The sequence below is a fragment of the Psychrobacter glacincola genome (genome assembly GCF_904846215.1).
Classification (GTDB): Bacteria; Pseudomonadota; Gammaproteobacteria; order Pseudomonadales; family Moraxellaceae; genus Psychrobacter; species Psychrobacter glacincola.
The window spans coordinates 50,410-68,558 of record NZ_CAJGZK010000013.1; the positions used below are offsets into that span (position 1 = coordinate 50,410).

The window sequence follows — 18,149 nt, forward strand, 5'->3', positions numbered from 1 at the left end:
TAAGATGTTCAGTAAAAAATGATATTTTCAGTGAGTAACTGATAGGAACAAAAGAGGCGTCAGTAATTTTCTGACCCCTCCTTTTTATTAAATATTAACTAAAGGATTATTCTACTGTCAAAAAGTCTGGCAATTCTGCCGCTTGTTTCTCTAATTTTTTCAGCTTCTTTTTGCCCAAACCACCGAGTACATCAATCGCATGACGCAAGCGTGTCAGTGTCATATCAGCACCGATAATTGCCATAGAGTTCATGACTGGCGTCGATGAAGTGCTACCGGCAATAGCGACAAAGAAAGGCGCCATAAAGTCGCGCATCTTAATATCAAGATGCGCCGCAAGACCTTTTAGCGTGGCGTAGATATTTTCTTCCGACCACGTTGGTAAGGTCTCTAACTGCCAGAGTGATAGCTGAAGCATCTCTATGATTTGCTCAGCCGTCAGTGATTTATGGGTAAAGCTCTCAGCATTGATATCCGGTAGGTTTTGAAAATAAAAACCACTCCAATTGACCGCATCGGACAATAATTCGATACGCGGCTGAATCGCTGCGGCAATAGCCGTTAATTTATCGCTGTTACTTGCCCAGTCTAAGATTTTATTCTTTAACTCTTCAGGAGTAAGCGCCCGTAGCCATTCGGCATTAAGCCAGTTAAGCTTTTCGATATCGAATATCGGACCGCCAAGCGACACGCGCTGAATATCAAAGCTGGCAATCATCTCATCCAAGGTGAATTTCTCAGCATCATTAGGCATTGAGTAGCCCATACGCCCAAGGTAATTTAGCAATGCTTCCGGTAGCACGCCGGCATCACGATAGTAGGTGATAGAGGTTGGGTTTTTACGCTTAGAGAGTTTTGATTTGTCTGGGTTACGCAGTAATGGCATGTGGCACAGTACTGGCATCTCCCAACCAAAATACTCATAAAGCAGCTGATGTTTCGGCGCAGAGTTAAGCCATTCTTCACCGCGCAACACATGGCTGATGTCCATCAAGTGATCGTCGACGACGTTGGCTAAATGATACGTTGGCATACCGTCAGTTTTTAGCAGTACTTGCATATCCACTTGCGTCCAAGGAATCTCAACCGTACCGCGCAGCATATCTTGTATCTGACAGACGCCTTCGGTTGGCACGCGCATACGGATGACGTGTGGCTTACCTTCAGCGACCAGTTGTTTGGTTTTCTCTACGGCTAAGTGTGCGCAGCGACCGTCATAGCGCGGCGTTTCGCCATTGGCCATTTGCTCGGCGCGCATGGCATCTAGCTCTTCGCTGGTACAGAAACAACGAAACGCATGGTCGTTTTCTATCAGCTGCTCGGCGTGTTTTTTATAGATATCACTACGCTCGCTCTGACGGTAAGGCGCGTGCGGTCCACCGATGTCTGGACCTTCCGCCCAATCAAGACCAACCCAACGCAGCGCATCCAAAATCATTTTTTCAGATTGTTCCGTTGAGCGCGTTTGGTCCGTATCTTCAATACGTAAAATAAATTCGCCGCCATGGGCTTTGGCAAAGGCTAAATTAAATAGGGCAATATAAGCGGTGCCAACGTGCGGGAAGCCAGTAGGCGAAGGGGCGATACGCGTACGGACAGGGCGCGTGCTGTTAGCAGAAGTCGATGGTTGCATCATAAAAATCTCAGAATGTTATTGTTCATGAATGTGGCAGTGAAAAGTAGTAGTGAAAAGTGAAAATATGGACGAAAGAATGGCAGTCAACATTAAAAAATAGCGTAAAATATAGCGCTAGTATAACAGAGAGATGGGATATTTTTGACGAAATGCCCTTCTAGCGCTTGACTACCTGTGTATCCTTGCGATAATAATGTTAGAAAAGTCATAACTTGTTTATTTTCATCTGATTTTTTACTATTACCGGTCAATTTGACCATCATCTATTGAGTTGTTTGTGTCCATATCGAATAGTAAGCCAAAAAAACCGCCAAATGCTAGCACCCATCCTTCTAACCCTGATAATTCTATGTCAGCGGCGAGTCTGTCTTCTGTAGAAGATAATTCTACTCAAAATCTCACGCAAGAGTCTGCTAAAGAACCAGCAAACCCTGATGAATTAAGTTTTGTGCATGATGCGGTGCTATTGCAAGAAGCAGTCGCTGCGGTATTGGGTGTCAAAGCGCTACCGAAGCAAACAGGCAGTGACGAACAAAGTAGTGATCGTCAAAACAGCTTAAACATGAGTGGCATCTACGTCGATGCGACCTTTGGGCGCGGTGGTCATAGTAGGCTACTATTAAGCCAGCTTGCTGATGATGCCACGTTGATTGTCTTTGATAAAGACCCGACCGCTATTCGTGTGGCGCAAGAGCTGGCAAGCACAGACAGTCGCGTGCAGGTTGTTCACGATAGCTTTGCGACCTTGACGGACAGTCTCGCTGCAATGGGTATCACTCAAGTTGATGGATTGATGGCAGATCTGGGTATCTCGTCACCGCAGATTGACGATGGCAGTCGTGGTTTTAGCTTTATGCGCGATGGTGCGGTCGATATGCGTATGGACACCAGTCGCGGGCAGTCGGTTGCCGAGTGGCTTGAGACGGTCGATGATGATACCTTAGCCAATGTGCTTTATGAGTTTGGCGAAGAGCGCCACAGCCGCCGTATTGCGCGTGCGATTAAGCAGATGGACAGTTATAAATCCACGCTTGAGCTGGCAGAAGTAATAAAAGTTGCGCATCCCAATTGGCAACGTGGCAAACATCCGGCGACCCAAAGCTTTCAGGCGATGCGTATTTTTATTAACAATGAGCTTGGTGATGTCGATAACTTTTTAGAACAAAGTATTCCGATATTAAAATCAGGCGGACAGCTAGCAGTCATCAGCTTTCACTCGTTGGAAGACCGCCGTATTAAGCAGTTTTTGCAGCGTCATAGTAAAGGGCAATATCCAGAAGATGAGAATTTGCCAATGCCGCCCAAGCGTCCGCGTTACTTTAGTAAGCCCAAACGCGTCGGTCCAAGTAAAGCAGAGACAAGCCATAATCCACGCGCGCGTAGTGCATGGTTACGCATGGCGACTCGTACCGATGTTGATTATTTAACAGATATTGAGCCATAAATAATAGTATTAAATTATGTGGCTTAAATATGACTGAATGTTTTAATGATTACGCGGCTGTTAAAAAGCTGTAAACATTATCTGCTAGGCTCAGCAGTTACTTTTTTGCTTGGTATTGTTTTTGTTGATGGTGCTGATGGCTTATAAGAGTTTTATAACTCGTAAATGGTTATCGCTTTTTCTATTTTGAAGTTCACTTTTTTGAGATTGTCATGGCAATATCCGACAAACCTGCAAACCGCCGCGCCGCAACGCCCTCGAATACCGATGTTGGCGACTTATTTGTGCGTAAATTTAAAATATCAAATATCTATGTGGCTATATTGGTACTGCTGGCAGCTGGTATTGTATGGAGTGGCATCAAAACGGCTGAAGGTGTTCAGCAATATCATCAGGATTATAAAACCTTGCAAGACATGAAAAAACAAGAGCGAAAATTACAAGTTGAGCATCAGCGTCTGCTTATTGAACAGCAGACTTTTAGTGCGACGCCGCAGATTGCCAGTCGTGCCGTTGCTGAGCTTGGGATGTTTTCGCCAACACTCAAAGATAAGCTGATTATTCAGCCAGGTGCTGCGACAGCAGTTGCGCTGGTTAACCCTGATGCCAGTACTTCAGATAGCGTAACGACGAATGATTCTGATGTTTTGGAAGCTGATGCTGTGAGTGATGTACCCGTTAAGGCTGCTGCTACCGATTCTGACCTAGCGGAGGCAGGACAATGAGTGATAAAAAACCCAATGCTAAAGCGACCAGCAAAAAATCAGCTAGCGGCAAGGTTACTAAGCCATTACGCCGTGCTAGTGCTGCCAAATCGGGGCAAGCCGACAGCAACGCCTCAGACAGTCGCAAAGCCAAACTTTTTGGTCGCTTAAAAAAGAATGAAGAGCAGGGTGCTTACACCAGTGTTAAAAATCTAAAAAGCAAAAGAGCATTTTTGGGTAAGGCATCTGGCGCTTCCTCTCGCGGCGGTGTTGAGCAGGATAAGAACCGTTTTCGTCTGATTTGGGGCATAGCGCTGCTTATTTTAGTGGGGCTTATCGGTCGTGCTTACTATATTCAAGTTGCTCATACTCAGTTTTATCAAGATAAAGGCAATGAGCTGATCACCAGCGTGCGCACGCAAAAATCCTATCGTGGCATGATTACGGATCGCAACGATCTGCCATTGGCTGTTAGTGCGCCACTTGCGACGGTCTCTTTTAGCCCGCATGACTATGCCCGTGAATACTACGAGCTTAAGCGTATTATTATCACCAATCCTGAAAGTCCCCAGCTTATCGCACGTATGCAAAAGCGCTTGGATAATATGGATCTGATGACGCTTGCAGCTGCTGCCAATATCTCAGTCGATGAGCTAAAAAGAGTGACGGCTATCGACCCTACTATCGATGTAACGGATGAAGTAGCGGTCAAAGCAGCACTGCCATCGGGTGCAGGCTCGCATTATTTACCACTATTGAATAAAGTCACGCCAGAGATTGCAGAAAGCGTTAGCTCGCTGGATTTTCCTGGTGTTAATGAAAAAAACTTCTTTCAGCGCTATTATCCGCAGCCACAGCCCAATTCGCAGCTGTTAGGTTTCATGGGGCAAAATGCCAACGATCCGGAAGGTGGTTACGAGGGGCGTGCTGGTATCGAACGTCAGTATGAAACTCAGCTGGCGGGCGACGATGGTAAGGTGTTGGTGCTCAAAGATGCCAAACAAAACAGCCTTAAAGAAATCAAGCAGGTTGAGCCAGAAGTACCAGGCAAAGATGTGACATTGACCATTGATTCGCGTTTGCAATATTTGCTTTATAAAGAGTTAGAGAAAGCGGGGCGTTTACAAAAAGCGCGCTGGTCGACGGGCATGGTGGTTGATGTACAAACGGGTGAAGTATTGGCGCTATCGACATGGCCGTCATTTAACTCAAATAATCTGAATGAGATGACGGGTGAAAATCAGCGAAACCGTGCGCTCCTTGATGTCTTTGAACCCGGTTCAGTCATGAAGCCGTTCACTGTTGCTGCGGCTTTAGACTCGGGGAAATATACTGCTACCACCTTGATTGATACCAATCCTGGCTCTATCCGTGTCCGTGGTTATACGATTCGTGACCATAATAATCTAGGACGGATCACGATGGCAACGTTACTACAGAAATCTAGTAACGTCGCCTCGACCAAGATTGCTTTGTCTCTACCGGCTGACGGCATTACCAACATGCAAAGGCAGTTTGGCTTTGGGGCAAAAACACCGCTGCAATTCCCAGGTGAAGGCAGTGGGCTTGTAGTTACACCGGAAGAAAAAGAGACCTCAAGACGGGCAACGGTCAGTTATGGCTATGGCATACAGGTGACGCTGGCACAGATAGCGCAAGCTTATTCAGCGCTGGCGGCAGGTGGCGTCATGCATCCGCTAACGTTGAATAAAAATGACAAAGCGCTACCAAGCAAACGTATTATGGCGCATGAACAAGCGATGGCCATCGTACAGATGATGGAAAGCGTCACTGAAGACGGCGGTACGGCTAAAGGGGCGGCTATTGATGGTTACCGCGTTGCTGGTAAAACAGGGACCTCGCGCCGTATCAATCCAAAAGGTGGCTACTATACCGACCAGTATCGTAACGTCTTTGCGGGTATGGCACCAGCGTCGAATCCACGGCTAGTCGGTGTCATGTTAATCGAAGACCCGCGAGGTCAGATTTATGCTGGTTTAACAGTGGCACCTGTTTTTCATAACGTCATGAAAGAGGCATTGCGCTTATATAATGTGCCTTTAGATAAGCCGCTCAAAACCGAAGCTCAGTAGATATCAAAGTAAGTTTTTTTAATATGCAGCTCTTAACCATTTGATGTGTCTTAACCGTTTAGGATTTGCCAATGACCCTGTCACCCTCGTCGCCAAGCAGTATCACAGTCACCTTACAACAGCTGATTGAAGCTAGCAGCAATAGCAGGCATGGTGTAGGTATAGAGCAGGCATTGCAAAAAATATCGACTCAGATGACATTGATTGGGGCGGATTCAAAGCCAATGAATTCGTTTCTTTATATTCCATTCCTGCAGTTTCGTTTAGACAGTCGTCAGCTAGAGCCGAACGATGTGTTTGTCTTATTAAAAAGTCATATAGCCAACTGCCAAAAAAGTCGTGCCTACCTGTATCAAGCCGCTAACAATGCGGCTTTTATCCTATCAGAAATCGACCCTCTAGCTTTGCTTGCTACCGCTCATGTCCCGCCTCATGCTAATCTTGAATTGACTACTGATAATACAAAATCCATCGCACAGCAGCAACTCACAGCGCTACCTTGCCCAGTTTTATATGTACCTAATATTCGTAATTTTTTGGGCGATTTGATTCAAGCGCGTTTGCAGTATCAACAGCCTGTGACATTGCCAGCTGTCGTGGCCGTGACGGGCACCAATGGCAAAACGACTATCAGTCAATTGGTTGCGCAACTTACCCAGCTCACCGGCATGAGCAGCGGGGTTATGGGTACGGCGGGTAATGGCAAGCTAGGTGCTTTGGTACAAGCCAGCCATACCACGGGTGACGCATTAGCTGTGCAACAGTTCTTGTATCAGATGGGAGTTGAGAATACTGAACTACTAGCATTGGAAGCCAGCTCACACGGTTTGGATCAGCAGCGTCTGCAAGGTATGCCGGTATCGGTGGCAATTTTTACCAATCTGAGCCGTGATCATCTGGATTATCATGCCGATATGGCAGAGTACGCGGCAGCCAAAGCCAAGCTCTTTGATAAAGCACATTTTGCAGATTTGACCCATGCCATTATCAATATCGATGACGAATATGCGCAGATTATGCTTGATACGGCGCACGCCAGCGAATTGATAGTGTGGACATATAGTTTGGATGCATCAAAAAAGGCTACCTTTGTCGCCGCTGATATCAAGCCAAGTCTGCAAGGTGTTGAGGTTAGCTTGCGTACAGATTTCGATGATGGCAAAGTTAATCATTTAGATATCGTTAGCCCATTACTGGGGCGTTTTAACGTGGCGAATTTGCTTGCCGCTATTGCGGCAGCCGTAGCACTTGGTAATAAAACAGGGATTAATCTTGAGCGCATTGCAGCCGTTATCCCGCAGCTGCAAGGTGCTGTGGGACGTATGCAGCGTGTACCGTCTAATGATGGCTGCTTTATCGTTGATTATGCCCATACTCCAGATGCGTTAAGCCAAGTACTCGCCAGTTTAAAAACCCATTGTAAGGGTCAGTTATGGGCAGTGTTTGGCTGTGGCGGCGATCGTGACACCGGCAAGCGGCCATTGATGGCACAAGCAGGGCTGGCAGGCGCGGATAAAGTTGTTTTGACGGCGGACAATCCACGTACCGAAGACCCAAATATGATTTTGCAAGATATGCAGGCAGGAATGAGTGCTGAGCAATATCAGCGCACCCATATTGAGCCTGCGCGCCAAACAGCGATTGAATATGCCGTCAGTCAAGCAGCAGCCGATGATATCGTGGTTATCGCCGGTAAAGGTCATGAGACTTATCAAGAAATTGATAACGTCCGTTATGATTTTGATGATAGCGTGATTTTGCAACAAGCTTTGGCTCAAGCTGGACGCGTATAAAACATAACCGTATTAAACCAATTCTTTATATTTGCACATATTCATATTTAACGATAAAAATAACTAATTTTATATTAAGTAGTCATCATATAAGGTAATCATTATGACAGCCGAAAACGATAATACGATTCAGTCGCAAGGGCTGTATGTTTGGCAAGCAGATAATATGCTTGCGGCGACAGCGGCACTTGATGGGCATTGGCAGCCAGCGACAGGGCAAGCAGAATCAAGCAATGGCGTTAATAGCACTCGTATCGCCACTGATACCCGCACGATAAAAGCGGGCGATATATTTTTGGCGCTAACGGGTGGCAATTTCGATGGTCATGATTATATTGAGCTAGCTGCCTCAAAAGGCGCGGTCGCTGCTATCGTCTCACGTCCTATCTCTACTGATATTCCACAATTGGTTGTCAGTGATACCCGTTTAGCCTTAGGGCAGTTGGCGTCTTATCGTCGTCAGCAGCATAAAGATTTGACTGTGATTGCCATTACAGGCTCAAGTGGAAAAACCACCTGCAAAGAGATGCTGGGTAGTATCTTTGGCAGACTTGCCCCAACGCTGATTACCCGTGGCAACCTAAATAATGACTTGGGCGTACCAATGATGTTGCTTGAGTTATCCGATCATCATCGCTATGCCATTCTGGAATTGGGTGCCAATCATATTGGTGAAATTGCTTATACCACAGAAATTGTGCAGCCGGATGTCGCTTGTATTTTGAATATTGGAACGGCGCACTTGGGTGAATTTGGTAGCCGTGACGGTATTTGCCAAACCAAGGCTGAGATTTATCATACCTTGAATGATAACCAGTTTGCGATTGTGCCTGATAAAGACGACTTTACCAATCAGCTACGCCGTATTGCGGAAAATTATACCTCACATGTCATTGGCTTTGGTAATACCGATGTCAGTGCCAGCCATTTAGATGTCGAGCCTGAACGCAGTGAATTTAAGCTGAATATCGGCAACCAAGTACATGATATTAGTTTGCCGCTAGCGGGTGAGCATAACGTCAATAATGCGTTAGCTGCTGCTGCTTGTGCGCATGCGTTAAATATTGATGTTAGTGACATTGTTATCGGGCTTGAAAACGCACGTCCTGCCAAAGGACGTTTGAACAGTCAGTTGCTTGGTATGCATCGCTTGATTGATGATACTTATAATGCCAATCCGCACTCAGTACGGGCGGCTGCCAAAGTATTGGCGGCGCAAACCGGCACGCAAGTGATGGTGTTAGGCGATATTGCTGAGCTGGGTGAGGCGGCAGTTAGCGAGCACCAAAGCTTGGGCCGGACTATCGCGACCACGGGTATTAACGTGCTGCTTTGCGTTGGTGAATATGCACCTTATACTGTGGCAGGTGCGCAAGAGATTTCTGATATCAGTGCCCATGCGTTCACTGATAAAGACAGTTTATTGCAGTATTTACAGGCGTATTTACAAGCGCAGCAGGCTCAGCCTTGTACGGTGTTGTTCAAAGGCTCTCGTTCCATGGAAATGGAAACACTTATTAATGCGCTAGTCGAGGAGTAGGCGGTGTTAGTTTGGTTGTTTAGCTGGCTTGGTCATTATTATACCCCGTTTTATGCGGTTTCTTCTTTGACGCTGCGCGCGTTACTGGCGGTCGTTACCGCCCTTGCCTTTAGCATGATTTTTGGTAGTCGCGTTATTCGGCGCTTGCGGTCGCTGAAGTACGGTCAGGCCATTCGTAATGATGGACCACAATCGCATTTGGTCAAAACTGGCACCCCGACCATGGGTGGGGTGTTGATTTTAAGTGCGATTGGGGTATCAACCTTGCTTTGGGCGCGTTTGAATAATCCGTATGTCTGGATTTTGCTCATCGTCATGATTATTTTTGGCGCGGTTGGCTGGGCGGATGATTGGCTCAAAATTAAATATAAGAATCCAAAAGGTCTAATCGCTCGCAAAAAATATTTTTGGCTTTCGATGGGCGCATTGTTCGTCGGCATTTCTTTATATTATATTGCCACACTGCAGCCAGATATTGCGACGACTCGCGAGATGCAGGATTTATTAATACCTATCTTTAAAGATTGGATGATTCCATTTTCGGCAGTGCCGTTTGGTATTGGCTTTATTATTTTTACTTATTTTGTGATTAATGGCGCATCTAACGCCGTCAACTTAACCGATGGCTTGGATGGCTTGGCTATTTTGCCAGTAGTTCTAGTGGCGGCAGGCTTAGGGGCCATGGCATATGTCTCCGGTGACGTCCGCTTTGCTGATTACTTGCATGTCCCTTATATTGCCTATAATTCTGAGGTGATTATTGTCTGCGGCGCGATGATTGGTGCAGGGCTTGGCTTCTTATGGTTCAATGCTCATCCAGCGCAAGTATTTATGGGTGATGTGGGTGCGCTGTCACTGGGCGCGATGCTCGGTACGATTGCCGTCATGACCCGTCAAGAAATCGCTTTTGCGATTATGGGTGGACTCTTTGTCGCCGAAGCATTGTCGGTAATAGTACAAGTGGGTTCGTATAAGCTACGCAAAAAACGCGTCTTTCGCATGGCCCCATTGCATCACCACTTTGAAGAGATTGGCTGGAAAGAAACCCAAGTGGTCGCAAGGTTTTGGATTATCGCCATCGTCCTTGTCATTCTTGGCTTAATGACCTTAAAGCTGCGTTAAATCGTCAACAAGATATGAATAAAAAAGCCATCCCAATCAATTTGAGATGGCTTTTTTAGTGTTTATTTTCTATCGATTTTTCTGATACCTTTATATTACTTAGCATGGCTGAATTTTGGTAAAATGGCAGTCATATTGCTATGATTTGAGATGCTTGTGTCCTTATTTATTTGTCCCCTTTGTCAATCGCCACTACAGCCTGCATTAGATACGTGGCGTTGTGATGGCAGCCTAAATCCTAAGAAAATTAATCATCCGTTTGATGTGGCGCGTCAAGGCTACGTCAACCTGTTACCTGTGCAACAAAAAAATTCTAAAGATCCCGGAGACAGCCAAGCATCTATTGAGGCGCGAAAGCGATTTTTGAATAAAGGACATTATCAGTCATTACAGGCGCTCATTTGTCAAAAGATAACGGAATTACTGGCGCAAAATAAGTTGGTCAATACCCCAATCGCTAAGACAAATAACAAGCCTATTCCTTGGCTGGATATCGGTTGCGGTGAAGGCTATTACACCCAGACAATGGCACAAACTGGCATGGATATTCTCCTTGCTGCAGACATTAGTAAACCTGCCGTGGTAGAGCTTGCTAAAGCGAGTAAGGCGAAAGGTAGTCTCTGGTATCAGCAAAATCAGCATGACGGCTCTAAAATAGCTGACGGCTCTAAAACAGCAGCGATTTATCCACTGGTAACCAGTGCTGCTCATTTACCATTACGCGCGCATAGTGTGACGGGGATAAGCAGCATTTTTAGTCCTATCTTGCCAGAAGCATTCAATAAAGTGCTAAGCGCTGAGGGTTATCTAATCATTGCTAAGCCAGATGTCGGGCACTTAGCGACGATGCGTGACGCTTTGTTTGATGACGTCCGTGAGCATGATTCTGATAAGTTTTTACACGAATTAGCACCCTATTTTACGCTGATGAATACGTATCATGTCAGTACTGAGATGACATTAGCAATAAATGATTTGGCTGATTTGATGACCATGACCCCCTATGCTTATCGTGCGCGTAGCGAAAAAAGACAAGCGTTATTAGCAAAAGTGGCAACCGAAATATTTATAACTGAAGCTAAGTTTGTTGTGTATGTTTTGCAGAAAATAGCGGTTGCATAAGGCTGATTAACTGAGCTTATAGTTGACCCATTTTTAAAAGAGTACAGCGCCACTGGGATTAATTATTCGCAGACTTTGTTTGCGTAGGCATAGCAAGCAAGAGAAATTAACCCCAGTAGTGCGCTATAATATTTGTATTTCTATTATTTATGACTGACTGTTTATGACTGACTCCATTAAGTTGTAACTTATCAAACATGGTCTATAAAACAGGTCCCATCGTAGCAACGATGTTGTTCCAAATTCTATAAGACAATGGCCAACTTTTGACTTCCTCACGCGTCACTTCATCTGAATCAGCAATATACTGATGTTGGCGCTCCACAATATCAGCAGTCAGTTTTTTATCACTAAAAACGATGTTATTCTCATAATTCAAATCAAAGCTACGCAAATCCAAATTGGTCGAGCCAATCAAGCCAATCTCACCATCGACCGTCAGGGTCTTTGCGTGTAGCAATCCTGGTCTGTATTCATAAATTTTTACCCCCGCTTCAAGCAATTGCCAATAATAACTGTGACTGGTCGCGGCGACGATAAAAGAGTCGTTGTTTTTTGGAAAAATCATCGTCACGTCAACCCCGCGATAGGCAGTCGCGCATAAGATGCTAACGAGTGAATAATCGGGCACGAAATAAGGTGTTGAGATAATCAGTGTATCTTGGGCTTGACTAATTAAAGCACCCAGAAACTGCGGCGTGCTGCCATGACGTTGAGTGGGACCATCTGAAAAGACTTGGGCGGGGAAGCCGTTTGGCTTTGGCGTGCTGTCATAATAGAAACTATCAAGCGGAGTATCAGGGTTTTCAATCAGCCAATCACTGGCGAAGAGCATCTGGTTTTGTGCAACGACAGGTCCTTCGATACGCAGCATAATATCGACCCACGGAGCATATTTTGGTTTCACCATAAATTCAGGATCGGCGCAGTTTCGACTGCCAGAGTAGCCAATTTTGCCATCAATGACAGTAATTTTGCGGTGATTACGCAGATCAATACGGCTAAACAGCATGACTTTTACAAAATTGATCAAAGGCAGAGCGACACTGACTTGTACGCCAGCATCTCTCATTTCTTGCCATATCTTTGAGCTTACCATCTTCCGTGAACCCATGCCATCGACCATCGCCCGACAAATGACACCGCGCTTTGCTGCTCGGATGAGGGCTTGCGCGGTATCAATACCCATGCCATCAACGAGCCAAATGTAATACAGTACATGGATATGGTCTGTTGCAGCATCAAAATCGGCAATCATGCGTCTACGGGTCTCGCTTGCATCTGCCATGAGCTCCGCCTGATTGCCCTCCATGGTATGGAAACCGGTGGCTTTTGCCGCGTAGGCAAAGGAGGCTTGATAGGCGGGCTTGATAACCTTCTCTAACGTCGCCTCATGACCAAGAACGCTTGGGCTATGAGTATTTAATTGCTTAATAATATCGTCGCGTTTTTGCCCAAAGTCATGACCTAAATGTACCTCACCAAACATCCAGTAAATCAGCACGCCAAAATAAGGCAAAATAAATAGGATGACAATCCATGCCAATCTGGCAGGCGAGGTCAAATCATGACGAGATAAGACCCGTAGAGAAATCAGTATCAGCAGGATAAAATGTATGGTCAACAAAATATCTACGATCATAACGGTATCCCTTATTATTGTTTTATATCCAAAAAGTTTCAGTCGCTCTAATTCATCAAGAAGAGAAGTGGCATGCAAACCGTCTAGTATTCTCCAAAAAGCCAGCCACTGACAAAGGCGAAGTACTCTCGAAACCACGCGTTATAGCGAATTGATAACGGAGTAGGACTGGCGAGCATAATGGGCTGCTGATAGCCTTGATGGCGAGCAATGTTTGCCGCGCGAATAATATGGAAGTCACTGGTCACGATAGCGATGGGTGCTGCGATAGAAATGCCTTTTGCCGCTAATATCTCTTGGCTATAAATGAGGTTTTCTGCTGTGCTTGTGCTCTGACTTTCTTGAAAAATATGCTTAAGAGGAATGTCATATGAATCGTACAAGTAGGTTGCCATAATGTGGGCTTCGCTGCGTGTCTGACCAAAACCCATGCCACCGCTAGTAATGACCAACGCGCTTTTTTGTGAATCGATAAGGGGCGCAGCAGTATCCAAGCGCTTGGCAAGTGTTGGTGTGGGTTTGCCTGCGACCGTACCTGACCCTAGCACAATGATGGCAGCGACTTCAGGCATGGGTTTGGCGCTTAATTTAATCTGCTGCTGTAATATATAAATAAAAACGCCAAAACTGATAAGCCAGATAAAAAACATTGTCCATAGTGCATACCACATAAGGCTTAACCAACGGCTTTGGTGGACAAACTTGCCAATGTCATGCCAAAAAATACCATGAATCACAAATACCATGCCCACTAGAAAAGGTACAACAGAGCCAAAGTTAATTTTCCCCAACACCATTAAAACTAAACAGTCGACAATCATAACGCTGCCGATAATGGTTAATACAACTCGTACTACTATAGTTGGATTTTTTGGCATGAGCATACGATTATTTAAGTGCAATATATTCAATGAATCTTCTACGATGATATGGGTTTAGACACAATAAAGTGTCTGATAAGAGACCAAAGAATACCATGATAACGCATCCTGTTTTTAGATGACGTCTCATTGTTGTTACTAGGAAAGGTGGATGTCATACCAAATATAGAAGATAGGGTTAGAGCAGTTAAAAGTTGGAGAAATCGTTTACTAAAGTGAGTTTAATGATAGGAAAGTCGCAGAAGATGAATGTTAAAAAATAAGTGTGAAGAATCTATGATACTTATTTTAAGCACTCTAAAAGGTGTTTAGGCGGTGTTCAGACAGCTAGGGAAGCAGGAGAAATTATTAGATCTGATAAGATTGGCGGTGAAGGAGGAAGTCAAACTATAGTTACAGGTTATTGATTTATAGGGGTTTTTATTAATGTTAATCATTATAGACCAACTATTAGACCAACATAATTCAAGTGTTGGATGTAAGATAAATAGTAAGATTTATCTTACAATAAATTGTAACTAAATGTTACATAAGGTTTCATCACGGACGAGAGTCTATAGCCAGTAGAGATGAGATATATATTATCATCAAAAAATGAAATATATTGTCTTCTATAGCATCCTTACACAATTTTGCAGTTTGCTCATGAGCCGAGATTAGTGCGCGTTAGTGCGCGTTAGTGCGTGATAGTGCGTGATAGTGCGTGATAGTGCGTATCCTATTTCGCCGTGTAATGTGCATTTCCACCACGACCATGTAGCTCTAGTAAGTTGTTTTTTTTCATGTTTTTTAATAATCGAGAAGCTCTGTCTTTATCTAGTTTGCATAAGTCCATTACATCAGCACGCCTTATTGAGCCATTTAATCTAACAAAGCTAATTATCATTTGCTCTTGTTGGATAGCGTCAGCACCAGTTTGCCGAACATATTTAATCTGTTCGCCCAACTCTTTATACACTCGACTGCTTAGAGTGTAACTGCGACCGCGCCCTTGACCATGAGCTTCTATAAGCCCTGTTTCAGTGAGCCGTCCTAATACAGATCTAACTTGTGTTTCAGGCTTTTGGATAGAGGGTATGAGTTCAGCAGTGGTTAAACGGCGTTCATCTCGTAATCGACTTAGGATAATTAAGGAATCGATTGGCATATTACCTGTTCTTTCTTCTTGTTCAACAATCATTCTTACAAATTCTACATCAGCACCAGCATTAGCCATATATAAGCTCACAGCACTAGTATCTGACATACTGTAATCTGGCGCAGGGCGACCATAACGCAACATCCCTTCATAAATTCGGTCTATACCTCGCCCAGTCCGTTCAGCCAGCCCAATACGCTTCATTACGTCAGCAAGCAAAGGATTACGAGATCGAGGTGCTACAACTAATAAGTTATTTAGATTAACACCTTCGACAAACCCACCTGCACTACTTATGGTAAGGCCCGTGTCATCAAGTTTAACTTGTACCATACCTAGGCGATGATAGTCTCTGTGAACCAAGGCATTAACAAATGCTTCTCTAAAAGCCTGACGATCATAGTTAGGAATGGGGGTACGAAACAATCCAATTTGGATTTCTTCTTCAGTTACTCTGGCACGAAAGAGTAGCTCTACCTCTTCAAAAGTTTCGAGCAGAGGCTTTTTAAAAAATTCATTAACTTTAACATTAGTGCCATTCAATACTTGAAATGCGACTTCATGAGAAGGCAAATAATCTCTTAGCAGCTCTACTGTGCCTAAAAAAAGTAGTCCTGTGAGTGTAGGATGCTTATTACCTTCAACCTCAATGACTAAACGCAATGCGCCATCTAGTTGTTCATCATCAAGAGCAGCAAGTGCGTTGTCACCACCATATCGTTTGATAGCGTTGCGTAAACGTTGTCTTTGTAAAGGGTCTAAAGCATCAGATGAAATATCCATCATAGGTATTGCAGAAGGGTCTATTACACCTAGAGTCGACTGTCTTTGCATAAACTCATGTGGATGAAAAGGAATAGATTCAGGGGAGCCGTCAGCTTTCAAGCGCCTTCTTTGTATTAGCCCATCAGAAGTAGCAACAAGAGTATTAGAGCTTGGAACATAAATAATGGCAATGGGTAAGCTGTTGACTGTAATCTGTTCAGTTTTAACTGATAACGAGGGAACAGTACGACTAGCAATTAGGCTAGCTAAGCCTTGCATATTCTGGTGTTTTTTATGTAAGCCAGTAATCTTACCGTTATCTTCTATCCCGACTATTAGATATCCACCTTGCGTATTGGCAAGACCAACTACAGCCGCAACTAAATCGTTGTCAGGTAGTTTACTAAGGTCACTTTTAAATTCAGTCGTTAAGCTTTCGCCTAGGCTTATAAGATGTCTAATATCCTGGGTGTTCATATCGTTTTCATTACTAAAATAATTTTGTAATACGATTATAAGCGAGAATCAACCTTGAGTGACACTAATTGTAAATTCATATATAGAAGTGCTACTAAATAGTTAAAAGACTACCAGCGTATATTACAACTAATAAAACTCTTCTAAACTTAAAAGTTGTAGCGGATCGCGCCTGATGGGAAGCTGCAATGTGCGCTATACTTCTAAGCAAAGCGAGTTGATCGCACTGTCCTTAATCACTACAACGATGCACCCCTTCAAAAGTATCTAGGAATAATAAATGCCCAGCCAAATCAATCAAGACGATATCAATAAAGCCGTCTGGAACGCTTGTGACACCTTCCGTGGGGTCATCAGCGCCGATACCTATAAAGACTTTATCTTAACCATGCTATTTCTCAAGTATCTGTCTGACGTTTATCGCGATGAGTACAACAAGCTGGTTGAGCAGTTTGGCGACAATCCAGAGCTGATTCACGCCATGATGTCGAAACAGCGTTTTGTGTTGCCTGAGGGTGCCAGCTTTTGGGATCTATACGAGCAGCGTCATCAGCCGGGTAATGGTCAGCGCATTGATGAGGCGCTCCATGCTTTAGAGGAAGCCAACGGTACTAAGCTTAAAAACGTCTTCCAAGATATCAGCTTTAACACCGATAAATTGGGTCAAGAAAAGCAAAAGAACGAGCTACTACGCCATTTATTAGAAGACTTTGGCAAAGAGATCCTCAACCTAAGCGTTGAGCGCGTGGGTAGCTTGGATGTGATTGGTAATGCCTATGAGTTTTTAATCAAGCACTTTGCGGCCAGTAGTGGGGCGACGGCTGGTGAGTTTTATACACCGCCCGAGGTATCTAATTTACTGGCGACTATCCTTGAGCCTGTCGAAGGTGATGAAATCTGTGATCCTGCTTGCGGTTCAGGGTCGCTACTCATCAAGTGCGGGGCGATGGTACGCAAAAACTCAAATTCTAAAAAGTATGCGCTATACGGTCAAGAAGCCATTGGCTCGACATGGGCACTGGCAAAGATGAATATGTTCCTACACGGTGAGGACAACCACCGTATCGAGTGGGGCGATACCATCCGTAATCCGCTGCTCCTCGACAAAGACGGCAAGCACTTATTACAGTTCGATGTGGTGACCGCCAACCCGCCGTTTTCGCTGGATAAATGGGGTCATGAAGATGCCAGTAGTGATCCCTATGGTCGCTTCCATCGCGGTGTACCGCCCAAGACCAAGGGCGACTATGCCTTTATCAGTCATATGATCGAAACGCTAAAGCCAAGCACTGGCAGAATGGGTGTGGTCGTACCGCATGGCGTACTGTTCCGTGCATCTAGTGAAGGCAAAATTCGTCAGCAACTCATCGAAGAAAACTTACTCGATACGGTGATTGGCTTACCGGAAAAGCTGTTCTTTGGGACGGGGATTCCAGCCGCGATATTACTGTTTAAAAAGAATAAAACTGATGACAAAGTATTGTTTATCGATGCGAGTAATGAATTCAAATCCGGTAAAAATCAAAACCAGCTCACTGAGGATAATATTGCTAAAGTCATTGAGACTTATAAGGCGCGGGAAAGCGTCGATAAATACGCGTATCTGGCAAGTTTCGATGAGATTAAAGAAAATGATTTTAATCTAAATATTCCACGCTATGTCGATACCTTTGAGGAAGAGGCGGAGATTGATTTGGAGGCGGTGCGTGCTGAGCGTCTTGAGTTAAAGGCTGAATTAGAAAGTTTAGAGATTGAGATGGCGGATTCTTTAAACAGTTTGGGGTATTGATCT

General features: G+C 44.6%; 12 protein-coding genes. 8 read left to right on the plus strand and 4 right to left on the minus strand.

The features are described from left to right. Window positions 1–106 precede the first annotated feature (106 nt). Window positions 107–1,636 carry a glutamate--tRNA ligase gene (gene gltX / locus JMW90_RS08815; protein WP_201563298.1) on the minus strand — a complete coding sequence of 510 codons (1,530 nt, stop codon included), beginning with the start codon at window positions 1,634–1,636 and terminating at the stop codon, window positions 107–109. Window positions 1,637–1,913: 277 nt separating this feature from the next. Between gltX and rsmH the strand changes: the two genes are divergently transcribed. The 7 genes from rsmH (at window position 1,914) to JMW90_RS08850 (ending at window position 11,454) form a co-directional block, all read left to right on the plus strand. Then, window positions 1,914–3,080 (plus strand): 16S rRNA (cytosine(1402)-N(4))-methyltransferase RsmH, encoded by a 1,167-nt coding sequence (gene rsmH / locus JMW90_RS08820; RefSeq protein WP_227691916.1) that lies wholly within the window; start codon window positions 1,914–1,916, stop codon window positions 3,078–3,080. A gap of 212 nt (window positions 3,081–3,292) precedes the next feature. After that, window positions 3,293–3,805 carry a cell division protein FtsL gene (ftsL, locus tag JMW90_RS08825; RefSeq protein WP_201563300.1) on the plus strand — a complete coding sequence of 171 codons (513 nt, stop codon included), beginning with the start codon at window positions 3,293–3,295 and terminating at the stop codon, window positions 3,803–3,805. Continuing rightward, a complete protein-coding gene (locus JMW90_RS08830; RefSeq protein WP_201563302.1) occupies window positions 3,802–5,877 on the plus strand; it encodes a peptidoglycan D,D-transpeptidase FtsI family protein in 2,076 nt (691 codons plus the stop codon). Before ftsL ends, JMW90_RS08830 begins: the two co-directional genes overlap by 4 nt. 71 nt (window positions 5,878–5,948) lie before the next feature. Next, window positions 5,949–7,670: a UDP-N-acetylmuramoyl-L-alanyl-D-glutamate--2,6-diaminopimelate ligase gene (locus JMW90_RS08835; protein ID WP_201563304.1), complete on the plus strand. Its 1,722-nt coding sequence runs from the start codon at window positions 5,949–5,951 to the stop codon at window positions 7,668–7,670. A gap of 103 nt (window positions 7,671–7,773) precedes the next feature. Continuing rightward, window positions 7,774–9,210, plus strand: a complete 1,437-nt coding sequence (locus JMW90_RS08840) for a UDP-N-acetylmuramoyl-tripeptide--D-alanyl-D-alanine ligase (protein ID WP_201563306.1) — start codon at window positions 7,774–7,776, stop codon at window positions 9,208–9,210. A gap of 3 nt (window positions 9,211–9,213) precedes the next feature. Next, complete coding sequence (gene mraY, locus JMW90_RS08845) at window positions 9,214–10,332, plus strand: phospho-N-acetylmuramoyl-pentapeptide-transferase (protein ID WP_201563308.1); 1,119 nt, start codon at window positions 9,214–9,216, stop codon at window positions 10,330–10,332. Between the two features lie 150 nt (window positions 10,333–10,482). Next, window positions 10,483–11,454 carry a putative RNA methyltransferase gene (locus tag JMW90_RS08850; RefSeq protein WP_201563310.1) on the plus strand — a complete coding sequence of 324 codons (972 nt, stop codon included), beginning with the start codon at window positions 10,483–10,485 and terminating at the stop codon, window positions 11,452–11,454. A gap of 202 nt (window positions 11,455–11,656) precedes the next feature. Here the strand turns inward: JMW90_RS08850 and cls are convergent, their stop codons facing one another. The 3 genes from cls to JMW90_RS08865 form a co-directional block, all read right to left on the minus strand. After that, entirely contained in the window at window positions 11,657–13,096 is a 1,440-nt protein-coding gene (gene cls, locus JMW90_RS08855; protein WP_201563312.1) for a cardiolipin synthase, read from the minus strand. 83 nt (window positions 13,097–13,179) lie between these two features. Then, the gene (locus tag JMW90_RS08860; RefSeq protein ID WP_201563314.1) at window positions 13,180–13,974 is read right to left on the minus strand and encodes a YdcF family protein; all 795 of its coding nucleotides are present in this window, start codon (window positions 13,972–13,974) and stop codon (window positions 13,180–13,182) included. Window positions 13,975–14,695: 721 nt separating this feature from the next. Then, window positions 14,696–16,357, minus strand: a complete 1,662-nt coding sequence (locus tag JMW90_RS08865; protein WP_201563316.1) for an RNA-binding domain-containing protein — start codon at window positions 16,355–16,357, stop codon at window positions 14,696–14,698. 280 nt (window positions 16,358–16,637) lie between these two features. Here JMW90_RS08865 and JMW90_RS08870 point away from each other — a divergent pair, with 280 nt between their 5' ends. Further along, window positions 16,638–18,146, plus strand: coding sequence for a type I restriction-modification system subunit M (locus tag JMW90_RS08870; protein WP_201563318.1), 1,509 nt, complete (start codon window positions 16,638–16,640; stop codon window positions 18,144–18,146). Window positions 18,147–18,149: the final 3 nt, after the last annotated feature.